Raw genomic sequence first — 26,337 nt, 5'->3', positions numbered from 1 at the left:
CATGGTTATAGCCTCCTGGCACTGCTAAGGGGGCTTTTTAATAGAGAAATATCTTCAGATGGTTTTTTCCAAAAGAAAAAGCCAGTATCGTGGCTCCTGGCCATGACACTGACTGTTCCCGCATTTCTTCAAAGAACCTGTACTTGTAGCTACTGTATTCTATTTTTTGGAATTTTTCTTTTTAGTGAAAAGCTTGCCGCTTCTCTTTTGTTTCACGTCTGTTTTTGGCTGCTCATTGTTTCGAACCGGAGATTTTTTGAAATCTTCATCGAAACCTTCGCGCGCTTTTACATACAGTAGTGTCAACAATTGTCCCTCCTTTAATTAAGTTCCAGGCGAAAGGGGGAACGTCGGCGTCATGACAATCCTAGGGGGGAGAAACATAATGCCGATCAGGACAACTCCCTTTCGTAATTAAAGTTTTCCTCGTGAACCTTCAGCTAAAACATAAAACGCCGATAAAATGGAAGAATGAGGATAAAGATTCACATTTTCGGGACTATAAACCCGCCTTTCAGTAAAGTTGATATACAATGACAGCACCGAAGTTTTTCCCGGTTCATAAGAGTAAGCGTTTCATCATAAACATACATACAAATCATGGTAAAATGACATCTTGAAGTCCATATCATCGAATGAAACATAAGTAGTAGAAGGAGGTATACATATGGCAGATTCCCATCCTGCACTAATGAACAAACCGGTTCGGAATGTTTTTTTTCAATATTTCTTCCCTTCTCTTGCCGGCATGATGCTTATGTCAGTAAATATTTTAACTGACGGGATTTTTGTCGGGAACGGAGTAGGAGAGGAAGCTTTGGCCGGAGTAAACCTCTCGATGCCCGTCTTCTCTCTCATATTTTCCATGGCACTCTGGATAGGTATCGGAGGAGGTACATTGTTTTCCGTACATATGGGAAGAGAAGAGAAGAAAGAGGCGAGGAGCGTTTTTTCTCTATCTGTCGTTTCTCTCCTCCTCATTCTCGGTCTCATAGGAAGCGTCGGGTACTTTTTTATCGAGGAAACCGCACGACTACTGGGCGCTAATGAAGATACTCTTTTTCACACGATGGAATATCTGAAAGTCCTTATGCTGTTCGGATGGGTTGTAGCGGTTCATGAAGCTCTAAGTATTTTCGTCCGCAACGATGGAAGCCCGATTCTGTCGATGGTTTCTCTTGGAGTAACCGCAATCGTCAATATTATCCTCAATTACTATATGATTTTTATACTCGGTCTCGGCGTGTTTGGAGCGGCACTGGCCACGGTGCTTGGAAGTGTCGCCGGACTTTTCGTTTTACTTATACACTTTCTGAATAAGAATTCGAATTTGAGTCGATTTGTTTTCGGCTGGTCCTTTGCATCTTTCAAAAAAATATTCAATATAGGGTTTCCGAGTTTTACGGCAGAAGCAGGGATGCTCGTATTCGTAGCGGGTTATAATCTGTCTCTAGTCCAGCTTCTCGGCACAGAAGGAGTAGCCGCTTTTTCCGTAGTGAATTACCTGCACGGATTTATGTTCCTTTCTTTCTTCGGAATTGAAACGGCACTGCAGCCGATGATCAGTTATTATCACGGAGCCGGAGAAAAAGAAAGAATAAGACAGAGTGTGAAAATCGGGGAGAAAACCTCGGTCGTTCTTGGCGTACTTCTGCTTGGCATCGGAGCGGTTGCAGCTCCGGCACTCGTATCCCTCTTCGGGCTGGAGTCAAATGACGTGAGGGAACTGGCGATCGAAGGGATTCGTCTGTTCTTTTTCGCCTATCTGTTTATCGGTTTCAACTTCGTCTATATGACTTATTATCAGTCGATCGGCAATATCCGCTCTGCCATGATCATTATACTGCTGCGCAGTTTTGTGTTTATAGTGATTCTGCTGTGGGCGCTCCCTGCATTATTTGGAGCTTCTGCGGTATGGCTTTCCCTGCCGCTTGCAGAAATGCTGGTAGCAGCTCTTCTTTTCTTTTTGGCAAGGAAGAATGTTGTCCGTTAAGGCTGCAGGACATTATAAATATAGAGGTCCGGGATTCTCAAACAGAATTCTTTCTTCTTCCCTGTTAATCTGTGATAATCATAGGCATCGCTTATTTAGGGGGTAAAGAAATGACGAATGAGTCAACAGCAAAACCATTGTTTAAAACATTCAATAGTGATAAATTGAATCTTCCTAACCGTACCGTAATGGCACCTATGACCAGGGGATTCTCGCCAGGTAATGTACCTGACGAAAACGTCGCTGCGTACTACCGCCGACGTGCAGAAAATGAGGTGGGGCTGATTATTACAGAAGGTACAGGCATTAATCATCCATCTTCCGTTTCGGGTGCGGGGATTCCTTTGTTCCACGGAGAAGAAGCGTTGAGTGGATGGGCTGAAGTAGTGAAGGAAGTTCACGAAGCCGGCGGAAAGATCGCTCCGCAGCTTTGGCACGTAGGAATGACGCGCAGTAAAGGGGACGTGCCGAATGAAGAGGCGGAGCCTGTCGGGCCGAGTGGTCTGAATCTGGACGGAGAACAGGTGAATGAACCTATGTCTATCGGGGAAGTGGAAGAAATCGTCCAGTCTTACGCGGAAGCGGCAGCAGAAGCGAAACGTCTCGGTTTCGATGCTATCGAGATTCACGGGGCACACGGCTATTTGATTGATCAGTTTTTCTGGAAGCAGACGAATCAACGCACCGACCGTTATGGAGGTGACTTTACCGACCGGATGCAGTTTGCCGTGGAGATCGTAGAAGCGTGCAGACAGGAAGTTGGAGAAGATTTCCCTGTCATATTCCGATTCTCCCAGTGGAAAATGAATGACTATAAGGCAAAACTGGTTGATACCCCGGATGAACTCGATCGTTTCCTGAAAAGACTTACAGAAGCAGGGGTGGATATTTTCCACTGTTCGACCCGCCGGTTCTGGGAACCCGAATTCGAAGGGTCTGATCTGAATCTTGCAGGCTGGACGAAGAAATTATCCGGAAAACCGGTCATTTCCGTAGGTTCCGTAGGGCTAGACGGAGTATTTACGGATTTCTCCGGTGCAGGAAAAGCGAATCTCGACGGTCTGGTTGATAAAATCGATAATGAAGAATTCGACCTTGTAGCTATCGGTCGTTCCTTGCTGATGGATCCGGAATGGGTGAAAAAAGTACAGGAAGGAAGAACAGACGACCTGTTAGCTTTCAGTAAAGATGCATTGCATAAACTTTATTAATGACTACCTGAAAGAGGAATGGTGAAAGAATGGAAAAACACCACGACGCTGAACTTTACCGTTCGGTGTCGTGGTGTTTTTTATTCATATTTCTGATAAGAAGTCAGTACGCAAACTGCACTTAATTCAGAAGGAGAGCCTCAGAACTTGCAGCGCTGATTTCAGCAAGAAGATCCGGATGATCCTCAAGATCAATGCCGTATGAAGGAATCATTTCTTTGATTTTCGGTTCCCACTGCTCCAGGTAGTGAGGAAAACATTTCTCTATAACCTCCAGCATGATAGAAGCTGATACGGATGCGCCCGGAGATTCTCCGAGGAGAGCGGCGAGAGTCCGATCTCCGGAGTGGATCAGTTTTGTCCCGAACTGAAGGGCACCTCTGCCGCCTTCTTCGGTATCTTCAATAAGCTGCACCCGCTGTCCGGCCACGAGAAGTTCCCAATCTTCATCTTTTGCCGTAGGAACAAAATCGCGTAACTGCTCCACCCGTTCTTCTTTGGACATTGTGAGCTGTCCGGCCAGATACTTGATCATAGGTATATTCTTCGAAGCTGCAGCAAGCATGCTTATTAAGTTATCCGGTTTCACGGAACCGGGAAGGTCCAGATAAGATCCGGCCTTCAGAAATTTCGGTGTAAATCCGGCGAATGGCCCGTAAAGTAAGGTGTCCTTCCCGTCGATATGCCTTCTGTCCAGGTGAGGAACCGTCATGGGAGGAGTTCCTTCCGGTTCTTTTCCGTAAACTTTGGCGTGGTGTCTTTGTACTGTTTCAGGATTATCACAGACGAGAAACTCTCCGCTGATCGGGAAGCCGCCGATGTGTTTACTTTCGGGAATCCCCGTTTTTTGAAGCAATGGCAGTGCGCCTCCTCCGGCTCCGATGAACGCGAAGGAAGAAGCATGCTCTTCGAGGGTATCCTGTTTGAAATTCCGGACTTTTACTTCCCACGTTCCATTTTCTCTCTGTTTGATGTCTTTCACGTTACAATTATAATGCACGGTTACGTTATCTTTACCAGAAAGGTTTTCCAGCATTTTTCTGGTCAGTTCTCCAAAGTTTACGTCTGTCCCCTTGTCCGACTTGGTCGCGGCTACCGGCTCTTCTTCACTGCGTTCCTTCATCATTAAAGGAATCCATTCAGCGAGATGTTCGGGATCTTCCGAGTATTTCAAATCGGTGAACTGGGGATGTTGCGTCAGCGCATCGAAACGTTTCTTCAGAAAGTTCACATTCCGTTCCCCGTGGACGAAACTGATGTGGGGGAGGGAGCGTATGAATTTTTCGGGATTTTGTATATCACCGTTCTTAACTAAGTATGACCACAGCTGGGTGGAGGTGTGGAACTGTTCGTTTATTTCTACAGCTCTTCTTATACTTATGTCCCCGTTTTCATCTTCAGGAGTATAGTTCAGTTCACAGAGCGCTGCGTGACCGGTTCCGGCGTTGTTCCATTCGTTGGAACTTTCATTTCCTGCGGAATCCAGTTTCTCGAACAGGGTAATACTCCACGTGGGTTCGAGTTTGTGAAGAATCGTAGCCAGTGTGGCGCTGACGATCCCTGCCCCCACGAGGATAACGTCCGTAGTCGTTCCCTCTCTTTTCTTTACATCTTCGGCAGTTGTTGTGTGATTATTCATGGAAACTCTCCTTTCTGCAAATCCAATCTTCCTCAATTGTACATTTCTTTCTATTAAAATGCTCCCCCTGAAGTTATTTTAACTTATTCAGCAGAGTTATTTCACGGATGGGTCTGCCAGTCTCCTCCTCCGTGAAAAGCGGGTAGCCTGTTTTACACGAAAATGAGGAAAGTGATGACCGACAGAACTACCGAAGTGGCAGTCATAGCCAGTAGAGGTTTCCAGGCTTTTCTTCGCAGCTGTTTCAAGTCCACTTTCAATCCGAGTCCTACCATGGCAGCCGTCAGAAGGAAAGTGGTGAGCACGTCTGTTGCGTTCAGTATTCCATCGGATACCGGGAGAACAGGTCCGATTACGTAAGTTCCGACTATACTCATAATAATGAAACCGAGCAGGAACCAGGGGAAAGTGACTTTTGCTTCTCCGGTGTCTTCTCCTTTATATTTTCGTTTCATTACATATATAAGAACGAGACAGAGAGGGATAAGCAGAAAGACACGGCCCAGTTTCGCGAGCAGTGCCATCGCAAGGGGCCCTTCTCCAGCAGGAGCAGCAGCCAGTGCCACCTGGGCCACTTCATGGATGCTTACACCGACCCAGCTTCCGTAAGCGATATCTGACATAGGGAGTACGGGGCGCAGTATCGTATAAACAATTGCAAAAAAAGTTCCCATCAGAGCGATGATTCCTACTCCTATAGCCGTATCTTCTTCTTTCGCTTTCACAATCGGAGCGGTCGCGGCGATAGCGGCGGCACCGCATACTCCGGTACCGATTCCGATAAGCAGAGAAATAGAACTGTCGGCTTTCAAAAGCTTCGCCATCCATACAGTAAATAAAATAGCAAAAATCACTACGCCGGTGTCCAGCAGAAGAAGGCCGAGTCCGTCTGAAATGACGGTCCCTATATTCAGCTTAAGCCCGTACAGAATAATTGCTGCCCGGAGCAGCCGTTTCGAGGAAAATTCGATCCCCGGCTGAATAATTTCAGGATAACCGAGAAAGTGTCTGTACGTAACAGAAATTACTATGGCGGAAGCCAAAGGTCCTACGAGTGAAAATCCCGGTACGAGCGCAAGAAGATAACCGAGAGCTGCAATCAGAAACGTGAACCCTACACCTGCGAGCCAGCTCTTTTTGAAATTTTTGTTGTAATTCGTTTCATTATGAAGCAGTTGTACCTGAACCATCGTAACGTCCCCTTCTAAAAAAAAGTTCTTTCTAAAGCTTACTTTTTCTTTTATGATAAGAAAAACAATAATCTTTAATTATAATGATAAGTTATTACTTATCGAAAGGAGTGCACTGTGGACAGTCAACTGGAAGTATTCGTCACAGTAGCCGAACTGGAAAATTTTTCACGCGCTGCAGAACGTCTGCATATGACTCAACCGGCCGTAAGTCAGTATATTAAAGTACTGGAAAAGTCAATGGATGCCCGGCTGTTTGACCGAAGCAATAAATATGTCCGCCTTACACAGGCAGGAGAAATCGTGTATCATCACGCGAAAGAAATTATCGGTCTTTACACGAGTATGCATGCTCTTATTGATGATTTGACTAATAAGGCAAGCGGCACGATTTCCATAGGAGCGAGTTACACTTACGGGGAGTACGTATTACCGGAAGTTCTGAAACGACTGAAAGAAGAAGCTCCGGAGATAACCCCGTCCGTAACGATCGGTAATACGAAAGAGATTTGCAAGCTGATCTTGGATTACCGGCTCGATATCGGAATTGTGGAAGGGGAGGTGAAAGATGAAAATATTACGGTGGAACCGTTTGAAACGGATGAACTCTATGTTGTTTCTTCTCCCGAGTCATTAACTTTAAGGGAAGGAAACTTTTCTCCGGAAGAGTTGGAGGGAAAGACATGGATTGTGAGAGAGGAAGGGTCGGGAACGAGGAGAATATCAGAGAAGTTTTTCAGTTCCGTGGGTATCCGGCCGGTCTCCCGTCTGGAATTCGGAAGCACACAGCTTATAAAAGAAGCGGTGGAGGCGGGGCTCGGCATTACTCTTCTTTCCCGCTGGACTTTCAAAAAAGAAGTGAAAGCCGGAGACTTAGCGATTGTGAATGTGGAAGGATTACCCGTACAAAGAAAATTTTCCTTAATTTCAAGATCCCTGTTCCGTTCGAAAGCTCTGGAGATATTCGTGGAAAAAGTAAAGAGAAGCGAGAAGTGAAGCTGTGGTGAGAAGAACCCGGTCAAAATAAAAACCTTCCACCCATCAATTACTGATGGGTGGAAGGTTTTGTTTACTATTGAATGGATTTTGCGCCGATATACTTGTTTTCCCAGTAATCGTAATCCATATCTGAAACTTCTACTCCGTCACTGCCGGCGTGAATCATTTTATTTCCGCCGATATAGATACCACTGTGAGTGGCAACTCTGTCCACGCTGTACGTGTTTTCGAAGAATACAACGTCTCCGACGTTAGGAGAGTCGACAAAGACTCCGTCACTAGCCCACATGCCGGCGTGCGTACGGTTTACATCCGTACCCGCTTCTTCCATTACGAGGTTGATGAAACCACTGCTGCCAAGAGCTGCGCGTGTTTCTCCGCCGTACTGGTAAGGTACACCGATAAGGCTTTCCGCAGCGTTAACGATGTCCGCATTGCTGGCTGATCCGGTCGAAGCGGATGCCGTGGAAGCGGTGGAAGCAGAAGCAGCTTTCACAGCTGTTGCTCTTTCTTCCGAATCGTCTGAATCAGACTGTGTCTCTTCTGTTTCATTGTTAGAAGAAGTATCAGGAGCCGGGGCTACTGAACCGGAAGCCAAGCTCGCTTGCGTATTAGGACCTGCAATACCGTCTACTGCCAGACCTTGCTGTTTCTGGAATGCAATAACCGCATTTTTCGTGATCGGTCCGTACTTGCCGTCCACGTTATAGCCATAGTAGCCGTAAGATGCAAGTTTGGACTGTAGAGAAGAAACGGCCTGGCCGCGATCTCCTGCAGTAAGAACGTTGCTTTCTGTTATTTGAACGGATGAACCGTTATCTGCAGGTGCATTTGATTGGGCTGAAACGCTTGATCCTACAAGCGGAGTCAAAGCCAAAGACGTGACAAGAGCTGTGGAAACGACATACTTCCTAAGCGGATGTACTGGGTTGTTCATGTCTAATTCCTCCATATGAATGTTTTAGATGAAGCAAGATGTAGCGTATGTACAACTTCTTCAAGCCAATTAACATTGTATCAGCCTGCATATCTTTATAGGTTATGAGAAGGTTACGGTTCTATTATGATTGTTTAACAGGAAGTGACGAAGTTGTAATTTTACGTGAATGGAAAGTCGTGGGCGTTAATGCTTATATCATCTCTCCGGCCTTGTGCCGCAACCGCTCAGACCACTGTTAGTTTTATTACAATATGAAAGAAATCCGGCTGAATGACAGCCAGGTTTTGTAAAATGAAAGTATTTTATTATTTTCCGATTCTTTTATCGGATATTATCTTGTTTTTAATGAAGAGAAACATTCATGGTTGTGACGGCAGGTTTCGTCTCTACGATGACTTCTCCGTTCCTTATGGAATATAAGACTCCTGCCTGTGTACGGACCGCTTCGTAATCAGAGACGGAGTCGAGAACGATCAGATTCGCGTCGCTGCCTTCCCTCAGGCCGTAATCACTTAGGGAGAGAGTCCGCGCTCCGTTCACGGTCACGAGGTCAAGGGCCTTCGTAATATGATCATAATCGGTCATGTGGCAGGCATGAAGACCGGTATCAACGACAGACATGAGATCTCCGTTCCCAAGCGGATACCATGGGTCCATGATTGAATCCAGCCCGAAACATACGTTGATTCCTTCTTTCCACATTTCTTTCACCCTTGTGACTCCTCTGCGCACCGGATGACTGTCGAAACGTCCCTGGAGGTGGAGGTTCGCTTTAGGAAGGGCAATGAATTGAACGTCTGCTTTCTTAAGTGTCTGAAACAGTTTATAAGTATAGGCATCATTGTAGGAAGCCATTGCAGCCGTATGACTGGCCGTAACTTTTCCCTGCATGTCATTCCTGATAGTCAGGGCAGCGAGCGTTTCCAGGTAACGGGCCTGTTCATCATCGATTTCATCACAATGGATATCAACGAGTTTCCCGTATTCTTTCGCAAGAGCCATGGAAGTTTCGAGTGATCGGATACCATCTTCACGGGTCAGCTCGTAATGAGGGATGCCTCCGACAACATCTGCGCCCATATCGAGTGCTTTACGTAAAAGATCTTCTCCGTTTTCTTTCGTATACATGCCTTCCTGAGGCAGAGCGACGATTTGCACATCCATCCACTTCTTAACTTCTTCTTTAAGTTCCAGGAGTGCTTTCAGACCTGTCAGCTCAGGATCACTTACGTCCGCGTGCGTGCGCACGTGCTGAATACCTTGCCGTAATTGCATTTCGATCGCCTTTTTGGCACGTATCTTAATATCTTCTTTCGTTTCTTTCATCAGACTGCGGCGTTCGCTCCATATTTCGATTCCTTCGAACACGGAACCTGATTTGTTCCAGCGCGGCGTTCCGGCTGTCAGTACATAATCGAGATGTATGTGAGGCTCGACATAAGGCGGAAGTACAAGTTTACCTTCCAGGTCTATTATCTGTTCTTCCCTCGTGCCGGTCACGTTTCCGGCAGGTGCGATGGTGCGGATTATACCGTCCCGGAGAGAGAGGTCTTTCAAGTCTTCATCTTTATAAAGTCTGGCATTTTTTAATAGCATCTTTCTCCTCCTTATCTTTTGTAGTTACTAGTATATGGTATCAAATACTAAGAGAAAGAGTAAGCGGAACTCTCATCCTGCTTCAAGAATCAGTAATACGCCGAGGATGAAAATGAGGGTATAGACAATAAAACTGAAACGATGAGCCGGTATCCGCTCAAACAGTCTGTTTCCTGTGAACACAGCAACTGCCTGTACAGGAAGACTCAGCAGGAAAAGCATAAACAATGGGCGGGACCACAACCCGCCGAGAGCCTGACCGATTACAATGAAGAAACCTGAAAACAGGAACTGAGCCTGAAGAGTACTTCTGAACTGCAGTGGATCCATTTTCCTCAGTGTGGCATATACAGCTACCGGGAGGCCGTTGAAGTTGTAGGCACTTCCAAGCATTCCTGATAAAAAGCCGAAAGGGAGAGCCCAGGAAGGATGCTCGAACCGGGAAGCGGAGGTCGGCAGTACTTTAAGGGAAAGTATATATACAACGAGCAAAATACCAAGAGCGAGCTTAACCGATTGGGCAGGAAGTAAAAGGATAAGGAAAATCCCCGCAGGAATGCCGGAAAGCGTCATAATTCCGAGACGGAAAAGTACAGGTTTATCGACATTCTGAAAATTCCCGGATAACGACATGGCTGCTGCAGTAAGTCCTGATAAACCTGCAAGTGAGATACTCAAAGATAGATCTATGGGCAGCAGAGCCAGAAGAGGCATGCTAACCATAGCATCGCCGAATCCGAATGTGGCGCGCATAAGAGCGCCCAGAAATAGTGCTGTAAGGATCAGAATAATAAGAGAAACCGGCATTTTCTTCCCTCCTTCTGTACAAAATGACGTTGACCTTACCGTATCACAACGGAACTTGTGTCGCCCGCGAACTGAGAAAATATGTCTGCGAGCTAAAAAACCGGCAGAATTTATATTCTGCCGGCAGTAGTCATACTATTCACAAGTTTCTTTTGTTTATTCTCTTCAACCGGGCTGCAGTACCGATTTGCGTTCCTGTCTGCTGTAAAGAGCAGCCTGGGCAGCGGCAAGGCGTGCGGCCGGGACGCGGAACGGGGAACAGCTTACATAATCGAGACCTTTGTCGAAACAGAACCGGATCGCATCTTTGTCACCACCATGTTCTCCGCATATTCCTGTTTTTAACTGAGGATTCGTCTGTTTACCGAGTGACACTCCTGACTCCACCAGTTTACCTACCCCTTCCTGGTCGAGCTTCATGAACGGGTTGTCGGGGAGGGTGCCGTTTTCAATATAGTATTGCAGAAACTTCCCTTCTGCGTCATCCCTGCTGAAGCCGAACGTCGTCTGCGTTAAATCGTTCGTTCCAAATGAGAAGAAATCGGCTTCTGACGAGATTTCATCAGCAGTTAATGCAGCTCTTGGTGTCTCAATCATCGTACCGGTGAGATAATTGAGGGAAATTCCGTTCCTCCCGCCGATTTCCTTAGCCACTTTATGCACAAGTCCGCTCATTTCCCGGAGCTCTGCCACGTGACTGACAAGAGGAATCATGATTTCCGGATTTACATCGATACCTTTATTCAGCACACCTGTCATAGCCTGGAATAAGGCAGTGATCTGCATTTCATATATTTCGGGATGCACCATACCGAGGCGGCACCCCCGTAACCCAAGCATCGGGTTGGATTCCTCCAGCAGACGTACGGAGCGGAGAAGCTTTTGTTTTCTTCCAAGTTCTACGCTTTCCGGTTCTGTAAGTTCCAGTCGCGTGATATCGACAAGCAGTTCCTCGACATTAGGAAGGAACTCATGGAGCGGCGGGTCAAGCAGACGTATGGTGACCGGGCGTCCGCGAAGCGTTTCGAAAATACGTTCAAAATCCTGCTGCTGCATAGGGAGCAGTCTATTAAGAGCTTTGTTCCGTTCTTCTTCACTCTCCGCAAGAATCATTTTCTGTACGGCAGGGAGCCGTTCAGAATTCATGAACATATGTTCTGTACGACAGAGACCGACTCCTTCCGCTCCGAGTTCCACGGCTTTTCGTACGTCCTCGGGCGTGTCGGCATTCGTCCGCACGCCGAGAGTAGAAGTGTTATCTGCCCAGCCGAGAAGCTGCCGGAATACGTCAGACATCTCCGGCTCGATGGTTGCGATCTCCCCGAGATAAATATCTCCGGAAGCTCCGTCTACCGTAATAACATCTCCTTCCTCAACGATAGTATCTGCAACGGTGAATCGGCCGGATTCAAGATCGATATTTATCGACCCGCAGCCACATATGCAGGCTTTACCCATGCCGCGGGCCACAACAGCGGCATGACTGGTCATCCCACCGCGGCTGGTCACGGTAGCTTTGGCAGCTACGATACCATGAATATCTTCCGGAGTAGTTTCCGGTCTTACAAGGATGACGTTTCTCCCTTCGTTACTCAGAAGTTCGGCTCTGTCCGCATCGAAAACGACTTCTCCCGTAGCGGCGCCGGGGGAAGCAGGCAGTCCGGTGACCAGCTTCTGTGACGTATGTTCGGGATCAATGTGTTTGTGCAGCAGCTGACTGAGCTGATCAGGGTCCACGAGTAGAAGCGCTTCTTCTTCACTCACTATTCTTTCATTAACCATTTCTACTGCTATCCGAACAGCCGACTGGGCCGTTCTTTTTCCATTTCTCGTCTGCAGGAAGAAGAGTGCTCCGTTTTCTACGGTGAATTCGATGTCCTGCATATTTTTGTAATGATTTTCAAGGAGATTACACATTTTCATCAGTTCACTGTACAAATCAGGCATTTCTCTCTTAAGTTCATTTATCGGCTGCGGGGTGCGAATTCCTGCTACTACGTCCTCTCCCTGGGCGTTGATCAGATACTCTCCGTATAATTCAGACTTCCCGGTAGACGGGTTGCGGGTGAAAGCTACGCCGGTACCGGAATCATTTCCCATGTTTCCAAACACCATGCTTTGCACGTTCACTGCTGTTCCCAGGTGGCCCGGGATATCATGCAGGCGACGATACAGAAGCGCACGCTTATTATTCCAGGAATCGAACACGGCACTGATACTTAAAAAAAGTTGTTCGTAAGGATCCTGGGGAAAGGTGCGGCCGGCAGCTTCCGTGGTGATTTTTTTGTACGCTTCGATAATCTCTTTCCAGTCCCCGGCTGTCATCTGTACATCAGAGGTGTAGCCGCTGGAAGTACGGTAGTTTTCCAGAAAATTTTCATACAAAGAATTATCCAGCCCGAGCACGACATCCCCGAACATCTGGATAAACCGCCGATAGGAGTCATAGGCGAATCTTGGGTTATGGGTAAGATCTGCAATTGCTTTCACTGTGTCGTCATTCATCCCGAGGTTCAGGACGGTATCCATCATCCCGGGCATAGAATGAACGGCTCCGGAACGTACAGAGACGAGCAGAGGACTGTTCGTGTCGCCCAGAGTTTTCCCGGTCCTTTCTTCCAGTTTTTCCAGAGATTTTTTGATCTGTATTGTTGCCGCCTCCGAAAGCTGTTCACCTGCTTCGTAGTAAGCGTTACAGGCTTCCGTGGTAACGGTGAAACCGTAGGGGACGGGTAAGCCGAGACGGGTCATTTCAGCAAGATTCGCGCCTTTTCCCCCCAACATCTCTTTTCCGACTGCCTTCTCATGGTCGAACATAAATACGAATTTCTGTTCCATCGTCAACGATACCTCCTGGTAATTATGGAATTACTCATAAACTTTGCATGATAAAGGTTTGTCATGATGATTATGACACACTAATGAACGATAATTTATGGTTGTGTCATACTAATATAAAATATAGTATCACTAATTCAGGCAGGTTACAATATGAAAAAGACACCGGACCCGCCAAGGATCCGGTGCGTAAACTATTTTTATACAGAAAATAATGGTGAGATATTTCTTAATTCCTATTACTGACAGGTTAGTGAAATTTTTTTCCTTTTGACAGAAGGGGGGATATTCAACAGTTCACGATATTTCGCTACCGTCCGCCTGGAAACGTGATATCCGTCCCTTACCAGCAGATGTACCAGTTTCTGATCTGAAAGAGGGCGGAGAGGGTCTTCTTTTACTATGAATTGCTGAAGGCTGCTTTTAATTGCGGCTGAGGACGAGCCCAATTTCGTCCGGGAAGGAAAAAACTCCTCCAGATAAAAAGTTCCTGAGGGCGTTTGTATCACTTTGTTGCGAACAGCTCTGCTCACCGTAGATTCATGAATGCCGAGCCGGCTGGCAACTTCTTTCCTCGTGAGCGGGGACAGGGACCTGGTGCCTTCGGAAACCATCGTTGGCTGACACCGGAAAACTTCTTCAGCGATTGCCAGTATTGTCCATTGTCTCTGTTCCACACTCTTTTTGAGCCACTGAAAGGTTCTGTATTTCTCTTTAAGAAAAGAAACGGCTTCTTTATGAGCCTTCATCATTTGTTTGTATTCCTCATTCATATTCAGTTCCGGCACGATCTGCCGGTTCAAAGAAATATGGTAGTCGTCCTCTTTCGTGGTATAGATGTCGGGAATGAGAACGTCTGACCGCGCAGACCCGATCGCAAGCCCGGGTTTAGGATGAAGGGATTTCAGCCGGTCGAGACACAGGTCCAGCTGCCTCCAATCGAGGTTCAATAGAGTTTTGAGACGTGCGGGCTCTTCGGCAGCATAAGGGAGGTACCGGGAAATGAGAATGGAAAGTTCCCTGTCTTCCGGAAAAAAGCGACGCGCCTGCAGTGATAGACATTCCTGCAATGTACGAGCTCCGATACCGGCGGGTTCCAGCGTTTGCAGCAGAGTGAGGCAATTTTCGACGGACTTTCCAGTAATTTTGTATTCCACAGCAAGGTCATCTGAAGATTCCTGTAGATAGCCATTGTCATCCAGATGAAAAATGAAGTGTCTTATCAGCTTTTTTTCCTTCTCGTTACAGGGGAGAAAAGGGAGCTGTTGCAGTAAATAATCGTGAAGACAAGGCTCCGGTTCGTATTTGTATAAAGGGGAATTATTCCAGTCACCGGGAGGGGAAGCGGCATAGGAAGGCTCCCGCAGATCAATCCACGGATTCTCCATGGCTTCCTGTTCAATATATTCCCTAAGATCCTGGGAGGACATTTGCAACAGGTGCAGGGACTGCTGCAATTGAGGTGTCATTTTCAGCTGGTTGGTCTGTTTCATTTCTAAGTGGAGCTCCATTTTTTCTCACTCCGTTTCTTTTTCTTTACTTTTTTAAGGAGAGGTAATTATTTGAAACCGATTTCATTATTTCGTATAATCAGACATTAGAAAATAGGGAGAGTCAATTATTTGCCGATTCGCTGCAGAAAAGTACAATAGTGCAAAAGATTTAAATTCGGCGACTTCCACAGAGACTATGTTCCAGCAGCTGATATCTTTCGTGGGGAGGCCGACTTGTACCAGTGGAGACAAAGAATGAAAATGATGATGGCATCAATGATATCCCCTCCATAGTACATAATCATGGAGCCGGTCTCTGCCTTCGTCTTCGTAACTCCTTCCGGCGGGGAAGCGTACAAATACTTCGATAAGATTCCATGAGCTGCCAGTGCAAATACGAATACGATAGTACGGTACAGATAGCCGTAGCGATGTGCAACAGGCTCTATATAAATCATGGCCAAAGTGAAAAGGTAGCCGGCGAAAAAAACGTGCACATGCACGAGTATGCGAAGCCAAAGGGACTCATGCATCAGAGGGTAAAGCCCCGTCGTGTACAGAATCCAGAGCCCTCCTATATTAAGCAGGGAGGCTGTTAACGGGTGGCTGATAAAGCTCACATAACGGCTTCGCAAAAGGGAAGTCAATTGTCGTGCCTTAGCCGGAGGGACGGTTCTTAATATCAATGTGACGGGTGCGGCAAGGACAAGAAGCAGCGGTGCCAGCATTCCAAGCAGCAAATGGCTGATCATGTGGTAGCGGAAATCCATGTGAGCCAGTTCGGCCAGTGGTCCGAATATTGCCGCTCCCGCACTCAGCACCCCTGTAATGAAGAGCAGGTAGCGGTGTTGCGGCCAGTTCCGAAGACGGGGCGAGCGACTGGAGAAAACGCCGGCACCGATATAGAACGACGTTACAATTATAAGAAGAAGCGACCATATCACTATTTGAACAAGATCACCACCGGACTGGTCATTCATAACGCGAGGCCCCTCCCGTTGATCTGCACGGCAGAAGGGCTATGCCTCCTGCAATCATTATAACTGCGGAAGCGTTCCATACCAGATCATAGGGAAGCAGATTTTCGACATACCTTATCTGGTGAATACCCATAAGTTTATGCTGGACGAGTCCGTCATATAATTGGAAACTCCCTGCCCCGATAAAAACACTTCCCGTCCATTCGGCACGGAAGAAAATGTCACGTCGCCTCAGATCTGCAAGGAGAAACAGACCGCCGATAGTAGCGAACCAGCTGAAGGCATGGAAGAAACCGTCTGAAACGATTCCGATGTCGGTTGTCGACTTGTCGTAAAAGTGATGCCAGCGTAAAAGCTGGTGGAAGACCGTTTCATCCAAAAAGGCGGCAATTCCTATACCGAAAAGAATTCCTGACCACAGGTTTCGTCGTAAAAGGTGATGAGAAGAAATGGTAATCGACTCCTTTTTATGTAAATCAGTCATGGTTGTTTTCCCGGATATCCGGACTGGTAAACTAACTGCAGGGCAGCTGCAGGAACAACTTTTTGCAAAGAGCGTGTACAACGACTTATTATTCACTTATACAGAGGATGTCCCAATAAATAAAGTTTGAGGTGAAGACAATGAGTAAAAAAGAAGTGGAAGACTACGTGCAGGAAGGTATATACGGGAGTCCGGAAATAAAACCAGGGGAACGCAGGAGATACCTCGGTACTCTTCGTGAACGAATCGTTCTTGTGTTGACGAAAAGTCAGGTGATGCAGAAAAAAGGAATAGCGGAAATTGAAAAAGAAATGAGGAGTTATGACAGGGCAACGCTACTTTTGAACGGGAAAATAAGTTACAGGTTTCGAAAACCTTATTCCCGGCTCGCCCGTAAGTACGGTGTGCATACAAAATCCGTATCGGATCAGCAGAAAGAAACGGAAATCGGAGCTGTTTTAACCGTGGATTATCCTTTGGAAAAAGAAGAGATAAAAGTGGACACTGGTACATCAGCAAAGAAAGAGAAAACAAAGCAGAAAAAAGGAATGAGAGAATTATTGAAGAAACTGTTCAAACCGGTCAAATGAAAACGCCGAGGTTATTCAACCTCGGCGTTTGTGTTGTCTTAGTCAGTAATCGTGCTGGACCAGACGACTGTGAAGCTTTCCGCAGTTTATACATTGAAGCCAGAGAGTTTCCACAACTCTATCAGTGAATTCTTTGGAAACTACTTCGACGACTTTCTGTTCGTTACTGAAACAGTTCAGACAATGATCATGGACGCGGCTGCCTATTTCATAGTTTTTCATTACATGCCTCCTCTCTAAAGGAGGGAGGCAACAGTAGGAGTTTTATCTTAAGACAAAATAAAGGAAATTTCAAACGTGCCGCAAGTAAAGCCATTAAACAAAAAGAATTGCACATTAAAAGTTGACTCGGGGAAACAAAAAAAGTAGAATAACCATATCGATGAAATTTGCCTGAAGGCAAAAATGATGAGGTGAGGAATATTTTTGAACAATTAGGTAATATAAATCCCGTGATTCTGGCTTTGCTGGGCTCTTTATTCACTTGGGGGATGACTGCTCTCGGAGCAGCCCTCGTTTTCTTAATAAAAGGATCGAGTCAAAAGTTTCTGGACAGTATGCTCGCGTTCGCAGGAGGAGTCATGATTGCAGCCAGTTACTGGTCGCTGCTCGCTCCGGCTATAGAGAGAGGGGCGGAAGGTCCGCTGCCCTCCTGGTTTCCTGCTGTCGTAGGTTTTCTTCTCGGTGGGTTTCTGCTTCTCTTTATCGATCGTGTCATACCATTTGTAGACCTCGATAAGTACATGTACGACATTAAAAATAAAAGAGCGAAGAGTCGTACGGCACTGCTAATGTTCTCGATGACCCTCCACAATATCCCGGAAGGATTAGCGGTTGGTGTGGCTTTCGGTGCTGTAGCTTCGGACGGGTCCGGTGCGGCTCTCGGTGGAGCGATAGCTCTTGCGATTGGTATCGGTATACAGAACTTCCCGGAAGGAGCGGCAGTTTCCATGCCTCTTTACCGGGAAGGTATGAAGAAAAAGAAAAGTTTCATGTTTGGACAGTTTTCCGGAATGGTAGAACCTATTTCCGCAGTAGTGGGGGCGGCTGCCGTTATAATTATAGAACCGGTCCTGCCTTACGCCTTAAGCTTTGCGGCTGGAGCCATGATTTTCGTGGTAGCTAAAGAAATTATCCCGGGCTCCCATGAAAAGGGGAATGTCAACATTGCTTCTATGAGTCTAATGTTCGGTTTCGCCCTTATGATGACGCTAGATGTTGCGCTCGGTTAAGGATTATAAAAAAAAGAGGAGATGTCTGAACACATCTCTCTTTTTTTATGCACAAATTTCATGGAGAGTCGAGAATCGAAAAGCGGGAATGCTGATTGACAGATCGAATCGTTTGCAGGATAGTGGAAAGGAGGGGATCTCCCCTCAACAACTGAATACGTCCGGTGGTCACAACATCTGTGTTAAAAGGGAAGCCCGGTAGAATCCGGCACGGTCCCGCCACTGTAAAGGGGAGCTTCGTATCAATCCACTGTCTGAAAAAGACGGGAAGGCGTACAGAGTGAGGAACCTGAGTCAGGAGACCTGCCACCGGAAAGAACATGAAATCCTACGGGAGAATAGGAGGATGTTACGTGAAATATCTTAAACCGGGACGCCGATACGGGCCTGGACCGTCGATACTTTCTTATCCGCCTTCCTGCTAGCTGACGGGAAGGTATTTTAATGGAGTCAAGGTGAAAAGAGACCTTTCCTGTGGTCGTTATCGCAGCGATAAAAGAGGAGGAAGAAACGATGGATCAGATACCTGTACGTTGTTCAAAAGTAACCCAGACAAGACTTATATTTCCCCCGGACACTAACCATCTTGGAACGATTTTCGGAGGGAAAGTCCTTGCATATATCGACGAAGTTGCTGCCCTTACCGCAATGAAACACTCCAATGCTATCGTAGTGACGGCTTCGATCGACTCCGTGAATTTCATATCTACTGCCAGAGTGGGAGAAGCTCTGACGATTGAAGCCTGTGTAACGAAGACAGGTCGGACTTCTATGGAAGTGTATGTGAAAGTATTCGCAGATGATCTGCTCAGTGGAGAGCAGAAAATGACGACCGAATCATTTCTTACAATGGTGGCAATGGACGAAGAAGGGCGCCCGAAACCAGTCCCCCACGTCATTCCGGAAACGGAAGAAGAGAAAGAACTGAACAGAACGGCTGCCGCGAGAAAGAAACAGCGGGAAGAAAAAGCTGAGCTGCGAACCTGAACCGCATGACAATACGGGACCCGCTGAGGGCCCCGTATTATTTATGAACATTATTCTTTTAAGTCTTTTTTGCAGAAGTACCAGTCTACACACTCATAGGAATCGTCGTTTTCTCTTGCGCGGGCATCTTCAACTGTTTTTGGAGGAGATGCGACAACTTTGTTTCCTTTCGTCCAGTCAGCCGGAGTGGAAACTCCGTGTTTGTCGGTAGTTCTGAGAGCCTCGACGAGCCGTACGATTTCACCCATATTCCGGCCGGTAGTGAGCGGATAATATATGAGAGAACGGATTGTTCCTTTGTCATCAATCACAAAAACGGCACGGGAAGCTTCAGTACCGCTGCTTTCCGGCATAATCATACCGAACTTGGTAGCCACCTGTTTATCAAGGTCGGCGATTACCGGGAACTCGATTTTCGTATCGAAATTTTCTTCAATATTCCGTATCCAGGCAATATGGGAAGTGATGCTGTCCACACTCAGTCCGAGGAGTTCTGTGTTCATTTCCCGCAACTGATCATAAATCCCCTGAAACGCTACGAATTCTGTCGTGCATACAGGTGTAAAATCTGCCGGATGGGAAAATAGAACGAACCATTTTCCTTCGTAATCATCGAGAGAAAGCTCTCCGTGTGTCGTCTGAGCAGTGAAGTCAGGGGCTTTTTCACCGATACGCGGCAAGCCATAGTGTTTCTGTTCTTCTGTATTATGCTGCTCTTCCATCATTCAAATCCCTCCTGTTACATATTCCGTCCGTCCTGAACGGTCCTCTGTTTTTATTTCCCGTTCAGTTTTTCATTAAACCACATAGTACGTGAGGCAATACCGCCAAACGGGGTAAGGGGGATATTTGTACCCCCTTTTCCTAAGAGAAGGTATGGTATAATGTTAAGTAAATAAATTTGGTGAAGGAAGGGTCGTTTGTGTTGAAAGACCAGCGTATTTTGGAATTAATCAAAGAAAATCCGTTCATCACCCAGCAGCAGCTATCGGAAAAATTAAATCTTTCACGCTCGGCAGTAGCCGGATACATCTCAACGCTTACAAAAAAAGGGGAGATTGTAGGAAGGGCCTATGTTCTGAAAGAGGAGTCGAAAATCTTCTGTATTGGAGGGGCGAATATCGACCGGAAGAACCGCACGCTTTCACAGGTGCAATACGGAACTTCCAACCCTGTTTTCTCTCTTCAGAGCCTTGGGGGTGTAGCCAGAAACGTGGCTGAAAACCTCGGGAAGCTGACCTGTGATGTTTCTCTTATTGCACTTACCGGAGAAGACCAGGACGGGGAATGGCTTATGAAACAAACGAAACAGCAGGGAGTGGACGTTTCGCAGTCATTTGCTCTGAATGGAGAAAAAACAGGAGCCTACACTTCTATCCTCGATTCGTCCGGAGAACTGGTGCTGGCAGTGGCAGATATGGAATTGTATGACCGCTTCACCGCCGGGCTTCTTGAAGCGAAGTGGCCGCATATTGCTTCTTCGGAAGTGATTTTTGCAGATACGAACCTGCCGGAAGCCACACTTTCCTATTTGATTCAGCGGGCAGATAAAGAAGACCGTCACCTTTGGATACATACGGTTTCTACGACGAAAATGAAGCGACTGCCGGAAGACTTAAGCGGAGTCGGTGTGTTATTCATCAACCGGGAAGAAGCAGCGGAACTTACGGGCGTGCATGGAGGAACGAAGGAAAAATGGAGGGAAGCCTGTGAGCTCATGATCAGACGTGGTGTCTCAAAGGTTGTCATCCACCTTGATACGGACGGAGTATTTGTAAGAACGGATACGGGGGAAGAAGAGTACGCGGCACCGTACCCGCATACTGTGGAAGATGGTACCGGGGTTAAGGAAGCTTTTATCAGCGGCATGCTTTTCGGCTATACCCATGAGGAATCGTTTCGCGATTCGATTCTGCTCGGAATGGCGGCGGCTGCCGAGGCGTGGCAGAGTAAAGAAACCGTCGCCGCTCTTTCCAAGGAAAAACTGTATAATCAACTGCAAAGTTAGGGGGAGAGACTTATGGAAACGTTCGAAGAATACCTGGAAACGCTCACCGTACCTGAAGCGAGGGAGCGGATAGAAGAAGTGCTCATGTGGGTGAGGGAAGAATTTCCGCAGCTTAATGGAAGAATCGCGTGGAACCAGCCTATGTTCACAGATCACGGCACATACATCATCGGATTCAGTGCGTCCAAAAAACATATGGCTGTCTCGCCGGAGAAAGAAGGCATTATCCATTTTTCGAAAGCGATAGAAGACGCAGGATATAGACATACGAAAATGCTGTTGCAGATTCCCTGGTCAAAGCCTGTAGACTATGATCTTTTAAAGCGAATGATTTCATATAACATAGCTGAAAAAAAGAACTGTACTTCCTTTTGGAGATAAACGAAAACATCTGTAACATCCATATTTTCCGAAAATTCGAGTATCATTGAGGAAATCGGTATCATTTCCATTTCGTTTCGGTCAGAAAGTAACACGAAAGGTTTTGCTCCTGATAATGAAGGGATTTACACGTTGATAAGACTTCGGATTACGCGTACATTTACAATTGTGTTTCAAAAAAGGATCGTTTATTAAAGGAGCTGTAAAATGTATGTGGAAATCTTTGAGAAAGAACGTAGGAATAGTGTCTTTCCTGTCTGTGTCCCTGCTGATGTCGGGCTGTGGAAGCGACAGTGAACAAGCTTCTTCAGGCGGTGAAACAAACGTCAGTGAAGAAGTGGAACATACTATTGTCGGAATAGAACCGGGAGCAGGTGCAACGGTAGCTACCGAAGAGGCCGTGGAGACCTATGACTCCCTTAACGGTTGGGAACATGAAACAGCTTCGACAGCGGCTATGCTCACTTCTCTCGGAGATGCTATCAAAGCGGAAGAACCTGTAGTCGTGGTCGGATGGTCACCTCACTACATGTTCGCAAAATGGGATCTGAAGTACCTTGAAGATCCGGAGGGGGCTTACGGCGGGTCAGAACAGATTACTACACTGGCCCGGACAGGTTTTAAAGAAGAGTACCCGGGCGCTTACCAGATTCTTGAAAAAATAGGCTGGGATATTTCAACTCTTGAAGAACTGATGCTTAAAGCACAGGAAACTCCTATTGAGGAAGTAGCTCAGACGTGGGTTGATGAAAATCAGGATAAGGTCGATGAGTGGATCGCCGAAGCACCGGAAGGCGAAGGGAAGTCGATGGAACTTGTCATGACTCCGTGGGATTCTGAGCGACTGACAGGTAATATGACAAAACGTGTCCTTGAACAAAAGGGGTATGAAGTGACGTTGACTCCCGTAGATCCGGCTATCGTGTTTGAAGCTTTAGCTCAGGGAGATGCCGACGCTACTCTAGCTGCCTGGCTGCCCAAAACGCACGGTAGTTTCTACGAGGAACATAAAGATAACCTCGTCAAGGTAAATGAAGCCATCACAGGAGCAAAAATTGGCCTGGCGGTACCGGAGTATATGGACATCGAGTCCATTGAAGATCTGGAACCGGCTGAATAATAGTATCAAAGCGTGGAGCCTGACAAAGCTCCACGCTTTATTTTGTCTTTTTCAAAAAAAGATATGGTACCCTTAAAAGTAGAAGATTGAATAGGAGGCATCATGCGTTGGCTAAAAATAAAAAGAAGAATCGGAAGAAACCTCATAACAGACCGGCCCCTTCCGGAAAACCGCATTCATTGAAACAGGAGCAGCCTAAAACGACGGAAGTGACCTGTACAGGACTTACGGACGATGGAAAAGGGATAGCGACGTGGAAGGGAAAACGTCTCGAGATTCCGCACCTCCTTCCGGGTGAAAAAGCGGAAGTGGCCGTTCCAAAGCGAGGACCGGCTGAAGTCGTCCGGGTGACAGAAAAGAGCGAAGTGAGACAGGAGGCTCCCTGCCCTTACTTTTACGTGTGTGGCGGGTGTCAGATACAACATATGACTCCGCTTGCCCAGAATGATTTTAAACAAAGTATAGTCGACCGGCTTATGCAGCCGTTCGGGAAGCCTGAGCGGATTATGACTATGGACCACCCTTTTGATTATCGCAATAAAAATACGATGACTTTCGGTGAAAACAGGAAACGTCAGATTATTGGAGGACTGTACGCGGCCAACTCTCATGATCTGATCGAAATCGATCGTTGTCTGATCCACGATCCGAAAGCGGACGCCATCATTGCCACCATCAAGGAACTGCTGGTCTCTTTTAAACTTCGGGCCTATAATGAAGATACAAATCGGGGGTTTCTCCGTCACGTACTGATAAAAACAGGTAAAACGAGCGGAGAAGTGATGGTGGTACTCGTTACCGGCACTCCCGAATTCAAAGGGAAAAATAATTTCCTCAAAGCTCTTCGGCGTGATCATCCGGAAATTTCAACGATTATCCAGAATATCAATACGCGCAGCGACAGCATGGTACTTGGTAAACAGGAAAAAGTTCTGTTCGGTAAAGGGTATATCACGGATACAATCGGAGGTATGGAGTTTGAAATCTCTGCAAAGTCTTTTTACCAGATCAACCCGGTACAGACGGAGAAACTGTATGGAAAAGCAGTGGAACTTGCCGGTTTGACCGGGAAGGAGACGGTGATCGATGCCTACTGCGGCATCGGCACTATCGGATTGCTTGCCAGCAAACAGGCGGGTAAAGTGATCGGAGTAGAGATGAATAAAGGAGCAGTCAAAGATGCCATCCGCAACTCCAGGCACAATAAAGTGACCAACGCCCGCTTTTACGAGGGAGATGCCGGGAATTTTATGATGAAAATGGCTGCGGAAGGCAAAAAAGCGGACGTAGTTATTCTTGATCCCCCGCGAAGCGGCAGTGATGAGGCTTTTCTGTCGAGCGTCGTGAAACTCGGACCTGAGCGGGTAGTGTATGTTTCGTGTAACCCGGAAACTCAGGTGAGAGATCTTTATTATCTGAAGAAACACGGGTATAAAGTACAGGAGATCCACCCGGTGGATATGTTTCCTCAGACTTATCACGTGGAGACGGCAGTGCTGTTAGAGAAAAGTGGCCGATAAGCCCGGTATTTTACCGGTGCTTATTTTTTTCTTGCACTTTGAAACACTTCCCCTTAGAGTATATAATGTTAAAATATTATTCAGTTCAGAAAAACCGTAAAAGAAACAGGAAATATAATTCTCTAGTGCAGCATGAATAGTGCTGGAAAGAAAGGGTTCGGATATATTATGAAAGATAATTTCTGGAAGGAGTTACCAAAACCTTTTTTCGTACTTGCTCCCATGGAGGCAGTCACGGATGTCGTATTTCGGCACGTCGTCAGTGAAGCGGCCCGGCCGGATGTCTTCTTTACTGAATTCACTAATACGGACAGCTATTGTCATCCCGACGGAAAAAGCAGCGTACGCGGCCGTCTGACTTTCACCGAAGACGAACAGCCGATTGTCGCTCATATATGGGGGGACAGACCGGAACATTTTCGTGAAATGAGCATCGGTATGGCTGAAATGGGCTATAGAGGGGTGGATATCAATATGGGGTGTCCCGCCCCCAATGTAGCGACAAAAGGGAAAGGATGCGGGCTGATCAGGCGCCCGGACGTCGCAGCAGAAATCATTCAGGAAGCGAAAGCCGGAGGTTTGCCGGTCAGTGTTAAGACAAGACTCGGATATACGAGAGTGGATGAGTGGAAGACGTGGCTGAAACACCTTTTGGAACAGGATATAGCAAATCTGTCTATCCACCTCCGCACAAAAAAAGAAATGAGCAATTACGATGCCCACTGGGAACTGATTCCGGAGATTAAAGCACTGAGGGATGAAGTTGCCCCTCACACCCTGCTTACGATCAACGGAGATATTCCGGATCGGCAGAAAGGGTTGGAACTCGTAGAGAAATACGGAGTGGACGGAGTAATGATAGGCCGCGGTATTTTCCATAACCCGTTTGCTTTTGAAGTGGAAAAAAAAGAGCATACGAGCGAAGAACTGCTTGATCTTCTTCATCTGCAGCTCGATCTTCATGATGAATATTCGGAAGAACTGGAACCACGGATATTCAAGCCGCTTCGCCGGTTCTTTAAAATATATGTGAAAGGCTTCCGTGGGGCCAGTGAGTTGAGGAACAAACTGATGAGCACGGAATCCACAGACGAAGTGCGGGAGCTCCTGAAGGAGTTTCGCTCTGAAAAAAGAGAGCAGAATACTGCCGCCTCTACATCAAAATAAAAGATTTAACATCAAGAAGCACCGGAGAGCAATCCGCAGTGCTTCTTTTTTTTACCGGTTGTGCCGGGAAATATAGAGAAGAATCTGGGAAACTGCCGCGAGCACGGGCAGTTCGAGTAAAGGTCCTGTAATCAGTGCCAGTGCGACAAGAGGTCTGTCAGGAAATGCGGTCATTGCGACAGCAAGTGCTACGGGGGAATTTCTCGCAAGTGTCGTCATGGTCAGACTCGTCCTCCACGATTCGGGAAAATTCATGAAATTATCGGCCCATCTCCCTATGAAAAAGTTGATCAGGAAGAACAGAATAATAGGTACGAAAATAATCCATAAAACGCTCAGGTTCTCAAGGAGGACACGACCTTCCGAAGCGAACATGGCGGCTATAGCCAAACTCAGAAAAACGATCGGAAGAGGGCCGGACCCTGACTGGAGACTTTTCAGCGTGCCGGGAGTTTTTTTCAGCAGAAGTCTGAATAAAATCGCAATCAGAAAGGGTAGAAACAGTACCATTATCACGCTTTCTATAAGAAAAGCAGGTTGAACTATTCCCCCTGTCCCGGCGAAAAGAAGCAGAAATACCGGGAGCAGTAACAGTTGCAACAGTAGGTTCACGGGAAGAATAGCTGTCGATAATGCTACGTCTCCCTTAGCAATACCGGTGAATACGAGATACCAGTCCGTACAGGGAGTGATCATCAGCATGATGAATCCTATATATAAAGAAGGATGGTCGGAAAGGAAAACAGAAGCCAGTCCCCAGGCCAAGAGAGGTGACCATAAAAAGTTGATTACCAGGGTGGTCAAGGTAAATGCGGTACGGGTAAAAGCCTGCTTCACTTCACGCAGAGGAACCTGAAAGAAGGTGAGAGTCAGCATAACCATCAGCAAAGGTAAAATAGCGTGGCCGGCGATGTGTTTGACGGTACTGACCTGGCTAAAGGTGATGCCGAGCAGAGCAGCCGTTAAAATTAGAGGCGTGTATATTTTTTCGAACATAGTCATTTATATCGAACCTTTCCTGGGGGAATTGTTACTGACGATGATATCATAATAAAAACAGCATAAATCTGGTTTACGTACGAAATTATTAAATGTGCAGGAATAAATGTTTTCTTTACAAACAATTGTCTTTATGGTAAACTTTTGTTTAAAGAGGAGGCGA

At 46.7% G+C, this 26,337-nt stretch carries 24 protein-coding genes and 1 riboswitch; of the genes, 11 read left to right on the top strand and 13 right to left on the bottom strand.

Annotated features, from left to right (window positions below; genetic code table 11):
* Positions 1-159 precede the first annotated feature (159 nt).
* Positions 160-306, bottom strand: a complete 147-nt coding sequence (locus tag BLU03_RS13580) for a hypothetical protein (protein ID WP_176765382.1) — start codon at positions 304-306, stop codon at positions 160-162.
* 361 nt (positions 307-667) lie between these two features.
* On the opposite strand from BLU03_RS13580, the gene BLU03_RS02500 reads away from it, so the two are divergent.
* Both BLU03_RS02500 and BLU03_RS02495 read left to right on the top strand, forming a co-directional pair.
* Entirely contained in the window at positions 668-1,993 is a 1,326-nt protein-coding gene (locus BLU03_RS02500) for an MATE family efflux transporter (protein ID WP_093105357.1), read from the top strand.
* A gap of 110 nt (positions 1,994-2,103) precedes the next feature.
* A complete protein-coding gene (locus BLU03_RS02495) occupies positions 2,104-3,204 on the top strand; it encodes an NADH:flavin oxidoreductase (RefSeq protein WP_008589969.1) in 1,101 nt (366 codons plus the stop codon).
* A 121-nt stretch (positions 3,205-3,325) separates the two neighbouring features.
* Here BLU03_RS02495 and mqo read toward each other — a convergent pair whose 3' ends face one another.
* Both mqo and BLU03_RS02485 read right to left on the bottom strand, forming a co-directional pair.
* Positions 3,326-4,843, bottom strand: coding sequence for a malate dehydrogenase (quinone) (gene mqo, locus BLU03_RS02490; RefSeq protein ID WP_093105354.1), 1,518 nt, complete (start codon positions 4,841-4,843; stop codon positions 3,326-3,328).
* Between the two features lie 152 nt (positions 4,844-4,995).
* Positions 4,996-6,033: a YeiH family protein gene (locus BLU03_RS02485; RefSeq protein WP_093105351.1), complete on the bottom strand. Its 1,038-nt coding sequence runs from the start codon at positions 6,031-6,033 to the stop codon at positions 4,996-4,998.
* Positions 6,034-6,150: 117 nt separating this feature from the next.
* On the opposite strand from BLU03_RS02485, the gene BLU03_RS02480 reads away from it, so the two are divergent.
* The gene (locus BLU03_RS02480; RefSeq protein WP_093105348.1) at positions 6,151-7,029 is read left to right on the top strand and encodes a LysR family transcriptional regulator; all 879 of its coding nucleotides are present in this window, start codon (positions 6,151-6,153) and stop codon (positions 7,027-7,029) included.
* A gap of 76 nt (positions 7,030-7,105) precedes the next feature.
* Here BLU03_RS02480 and BLU03_RS02475 read toward each other — a convergent pair whose 3' ends face one another.
* From BLU03_RS02475 to BLU03_RS02445, 7 genes are all read right to left on the bottom strand, one after another.
* Positions 7,106-7,969 (bottom strand): C40 family peptidase, encoded by an 864-nt coding sequence (locus BLU03_RS02475; protein WP_093105345.1) that lies wholly within the window; start codon positions 7,967-7,969, stop codon positions 7,106-7,108.
* 345 nt (positions 7,970-8,314) lie between these two features.
* Entirely contained in the window at positions 8,315-9,568 is a 1,254-nt protein-coding gene (gene codA / locus BLU03_RS02470) for a cytosine deaminase (RefSeq protein WP_093105342.1), read from the bottom strand.
* A 72-nt stretch (positions 9,569-9,640) separates the two neighbouring features.
* Positions 9,641-10,375, bottom strand: coding sequence for a sulfite exporter TauE/SafE family protein (locus BLU03_RS02465; RefSeq protein ID WP_093105339.1), 735 nt, complete (start codon positions 10,373-10,375; stop codon positions 9,641-9,643).
* 165 nt (positions 10,376-10,540) lie between these two features.
* Positions 10,541-13,213: a pyruvate, phosphate dikinase gene (gene ppdK / locus BLU03_RS02460; RefSeq protein ID WP_093105338.1), complete on the bottom strand. Its 2,673-nt coding sequence runs from the start codon at positions 13,211-13,213 to the stop codon at positions 10,541-10,543.
* 239 nt (positions 13,214-13,452) lie between these two features.
* Positions 13,453-14,724 (bottom strand): RNA polymerase factor sigma-54, encoded by a 1,272-nt coding sequence (gene rpoN, locus BLU03_RS02455; protein ID WP_093105335.1) that lies wholly within the window; start codon positions 14,722-14,724, stop codon positions 13,453-13,455.
* 176 nt (positions 14,725-14,900) lie between these two features.
* Positions 14,901-15,686 carry a cytochrome c oxidase assembly protein gene (locus BLU03_RS02450; RefSeq protein ID WP_093105331.1) on the bottom strand — a complete coding sequence of 262 codons (786 nt, stop codon included), beginning with the start codon at positions 15,684-15,686 and terminating at the stop codon, positions 14,901-14,903.
* Positions 15,679-16,170: a DUF2243 domain-containing protein gene (locus BLU03_RS02445; protein WP_093105328.1), complete on the bottom strand. Its 492-nt coding sequence runs from the start codon at positions 16,168-16,170 to the stop codon at positions 15,679-15,681. Before BLU03_RS02445 ends, BLU03_RS02450 begins: the two co-directional genes overlap by 8 nt.
* Before the next feature lie 140 nt (positions 16,171-16,310).
* On the opposite strand from BLU03_RS02445, the gene BLU03_RS02440 reads away from it, so the two are divergent.
* Positions 16,311-16,760, top strand: a complete 450-nt coding sequence (locus BLU03_RS02440; protein WP_245698673.1) for a YueI family protein — start codon at positions 16,311-16,313, stop codon at positions 16,758-16,760.
* 42 nt (positions 16,761-16,802) lie between these two features.
* Here the strand turns inward: BLU03_RS02440 and BLU03_RS02435 are convergent, their stop codons facing one another.
* Positions 16,803-16,982 (bottom strand): hypothetical protein, encoded by a 180-nt coding sequence (locus BLU03_RS02435; protein WP_040609345.1) that lies wholly within the window; start codon positions 16,980-16,982, stop codon positions 16,803-16,805.
* A 269-nt stretch (positions 16,983-17,251) separates the two neighbouring features.
* Between BLU03_RS02435 and BLU03_RS02430 the strand changes: the two genes are divergently transcribed.
* Both BLU03_RS02430 and BLU03_RS02425 read left to right on the top strand, forming a co-directional pair.
* Complete coding sequence (locus BLU03_RS02430) at positions 17,252-17,992, top strand: ZIP family metal transporter (RefSeq protein ID WP_082409516.1); 741 nt, start codon at positions 17,252-17,254, stop codon at positions 17,990-17,992.
* A 148-nt stretch (positions 17,993-18,140) separates the two neighbouring features.
* A riboswitch (cobalamin riboswitch) is annotated at positions 18,141-18,317 on the top strand.
* 188 nt (positions 18,318-18,505) lie between these two features.
* The gene (locus BLU03_RS02425) at positions 18,506-18,979 is read left to right on the top strand and encodes an acyl-CoA thioesterase (protein ID WP_040609373.1); all 474 of its coding nucleotides are present in this window, start codon (positions 18,506-18,508) and stop codon (positions 18,977-18,979) included.
* Between the two features lie 50 nt (positions 18,980-19,029).
* Here BLU03_RS02425 and BLU03_RS02420 read toward each other — a convergent pair whose 3' ends face one another.
* A complete protein-coding gene (locus tag BLU03_RS02420; RefSeq protein ID WP_008589947.1) occupies positions 19,030-19,704 on the bottom strand; it encodes a peroxiredoxin in 675 nt (224 codons plus the stop codon).
* A 197-nt stretch (positions 19,705-19,901) separates the two neighbouring features.
* Here BLU03_RS02420 and BLU03_RS02415 point away from each other — a divergent pair, with 197 nt between their 5' ends.
* The 5 genes from BLU03_RS02415 (at position 19,902) to BLU03_RS02395 (ending at position 25,175) form a co-directional block, all read left to right on the top strand.
* On the top strand, positions 19,902-20,987 hold the full coding sequence (locus BLU03_RS02415) for a carbohydrate kinase (RefSeq protein ID WP_143023807.1): 1,086 nt from the start codon (positions 19,902-19,904) through the stop codon (positions 20,985-20,987).
* A 12-nt stretch (positions 20,988-20,999) separates the two neighbouring features.
* Positions 21,000-21,368 (top strand): iron chaperone, encoded by a 369-nt coding sequence (locus tag BLU03_RS02410; protein WP_008589942.1) that lies wholly within the window; start codon positions 21,000-21,002, stop codon positions 21,366-21,368.
* 211 nt (positions 21,369-21,579) lie between these two features.
* Positions 21,580-22,488, top strand: coding sequence for a glycine betaine ABC transporter substrate-binding protein (locus tag BLU03_RS02405; RefSeq protein ID WP_008589940.1), 909 nt, complete (start codon positions 21,580-21,582; stop codon positions 22,486-22,488).
* A gap of 107 nt (positions 22,489-22,595) precedes the next feature.
* Positions 22,596-24,008 (top strand): 23S rRNA (uracil(1939)-C(5))-methyltransferase RlmD, encoded by a 1,413-nt coding sequence (gene rlmD / locus BLU03_RS02400; RefSeq protein ID WP_093105320.1) that lies wholly within the window; start codon positions 22,596-22,598, stop codon positions 24,006-24,008.
* A 168-nt stretch (positions 24,009-24,176) separates the two neighbouring features.
* A complete protein-coding gene (locus BLU03_RS02395; protein WP_093105606.1) occupies positions 24,177-25,175 on the top strand; it encodes a tRNA dihydrouridine synthase in 999 nt (332 codons plus the stop codon).
* 51 nt (positions 25,176-25,226) lie between these two features.
* Here the strand turns inward: BLU03_RS02395 and BLU03_RS02390 are convergent, their stop codons facing one another.
* Positions 25,227-26,177, bottom strand: coding sequence for an arsenic resistance protein (locus BLU03_RS02390; protein WP_093105317.1), 951 nt, complete (start codon positions 26,175-26,177; stop codon positions 25,227-25,229).
* Positions 26,178-26,337: the final 160 nt, after the last annotated feature.

This window comes from Salimicrobium album, from assembly GCF_900107115.1.
Classification (GTDB): Bacteria; Bacillota; Bacilli; order Bacillales; family Halobacillaceae; genus Salimicrobium; species Salimicrobium album.
This window is presented reverse-complemented; position numbering and strand designations above follow the sequence as displayed.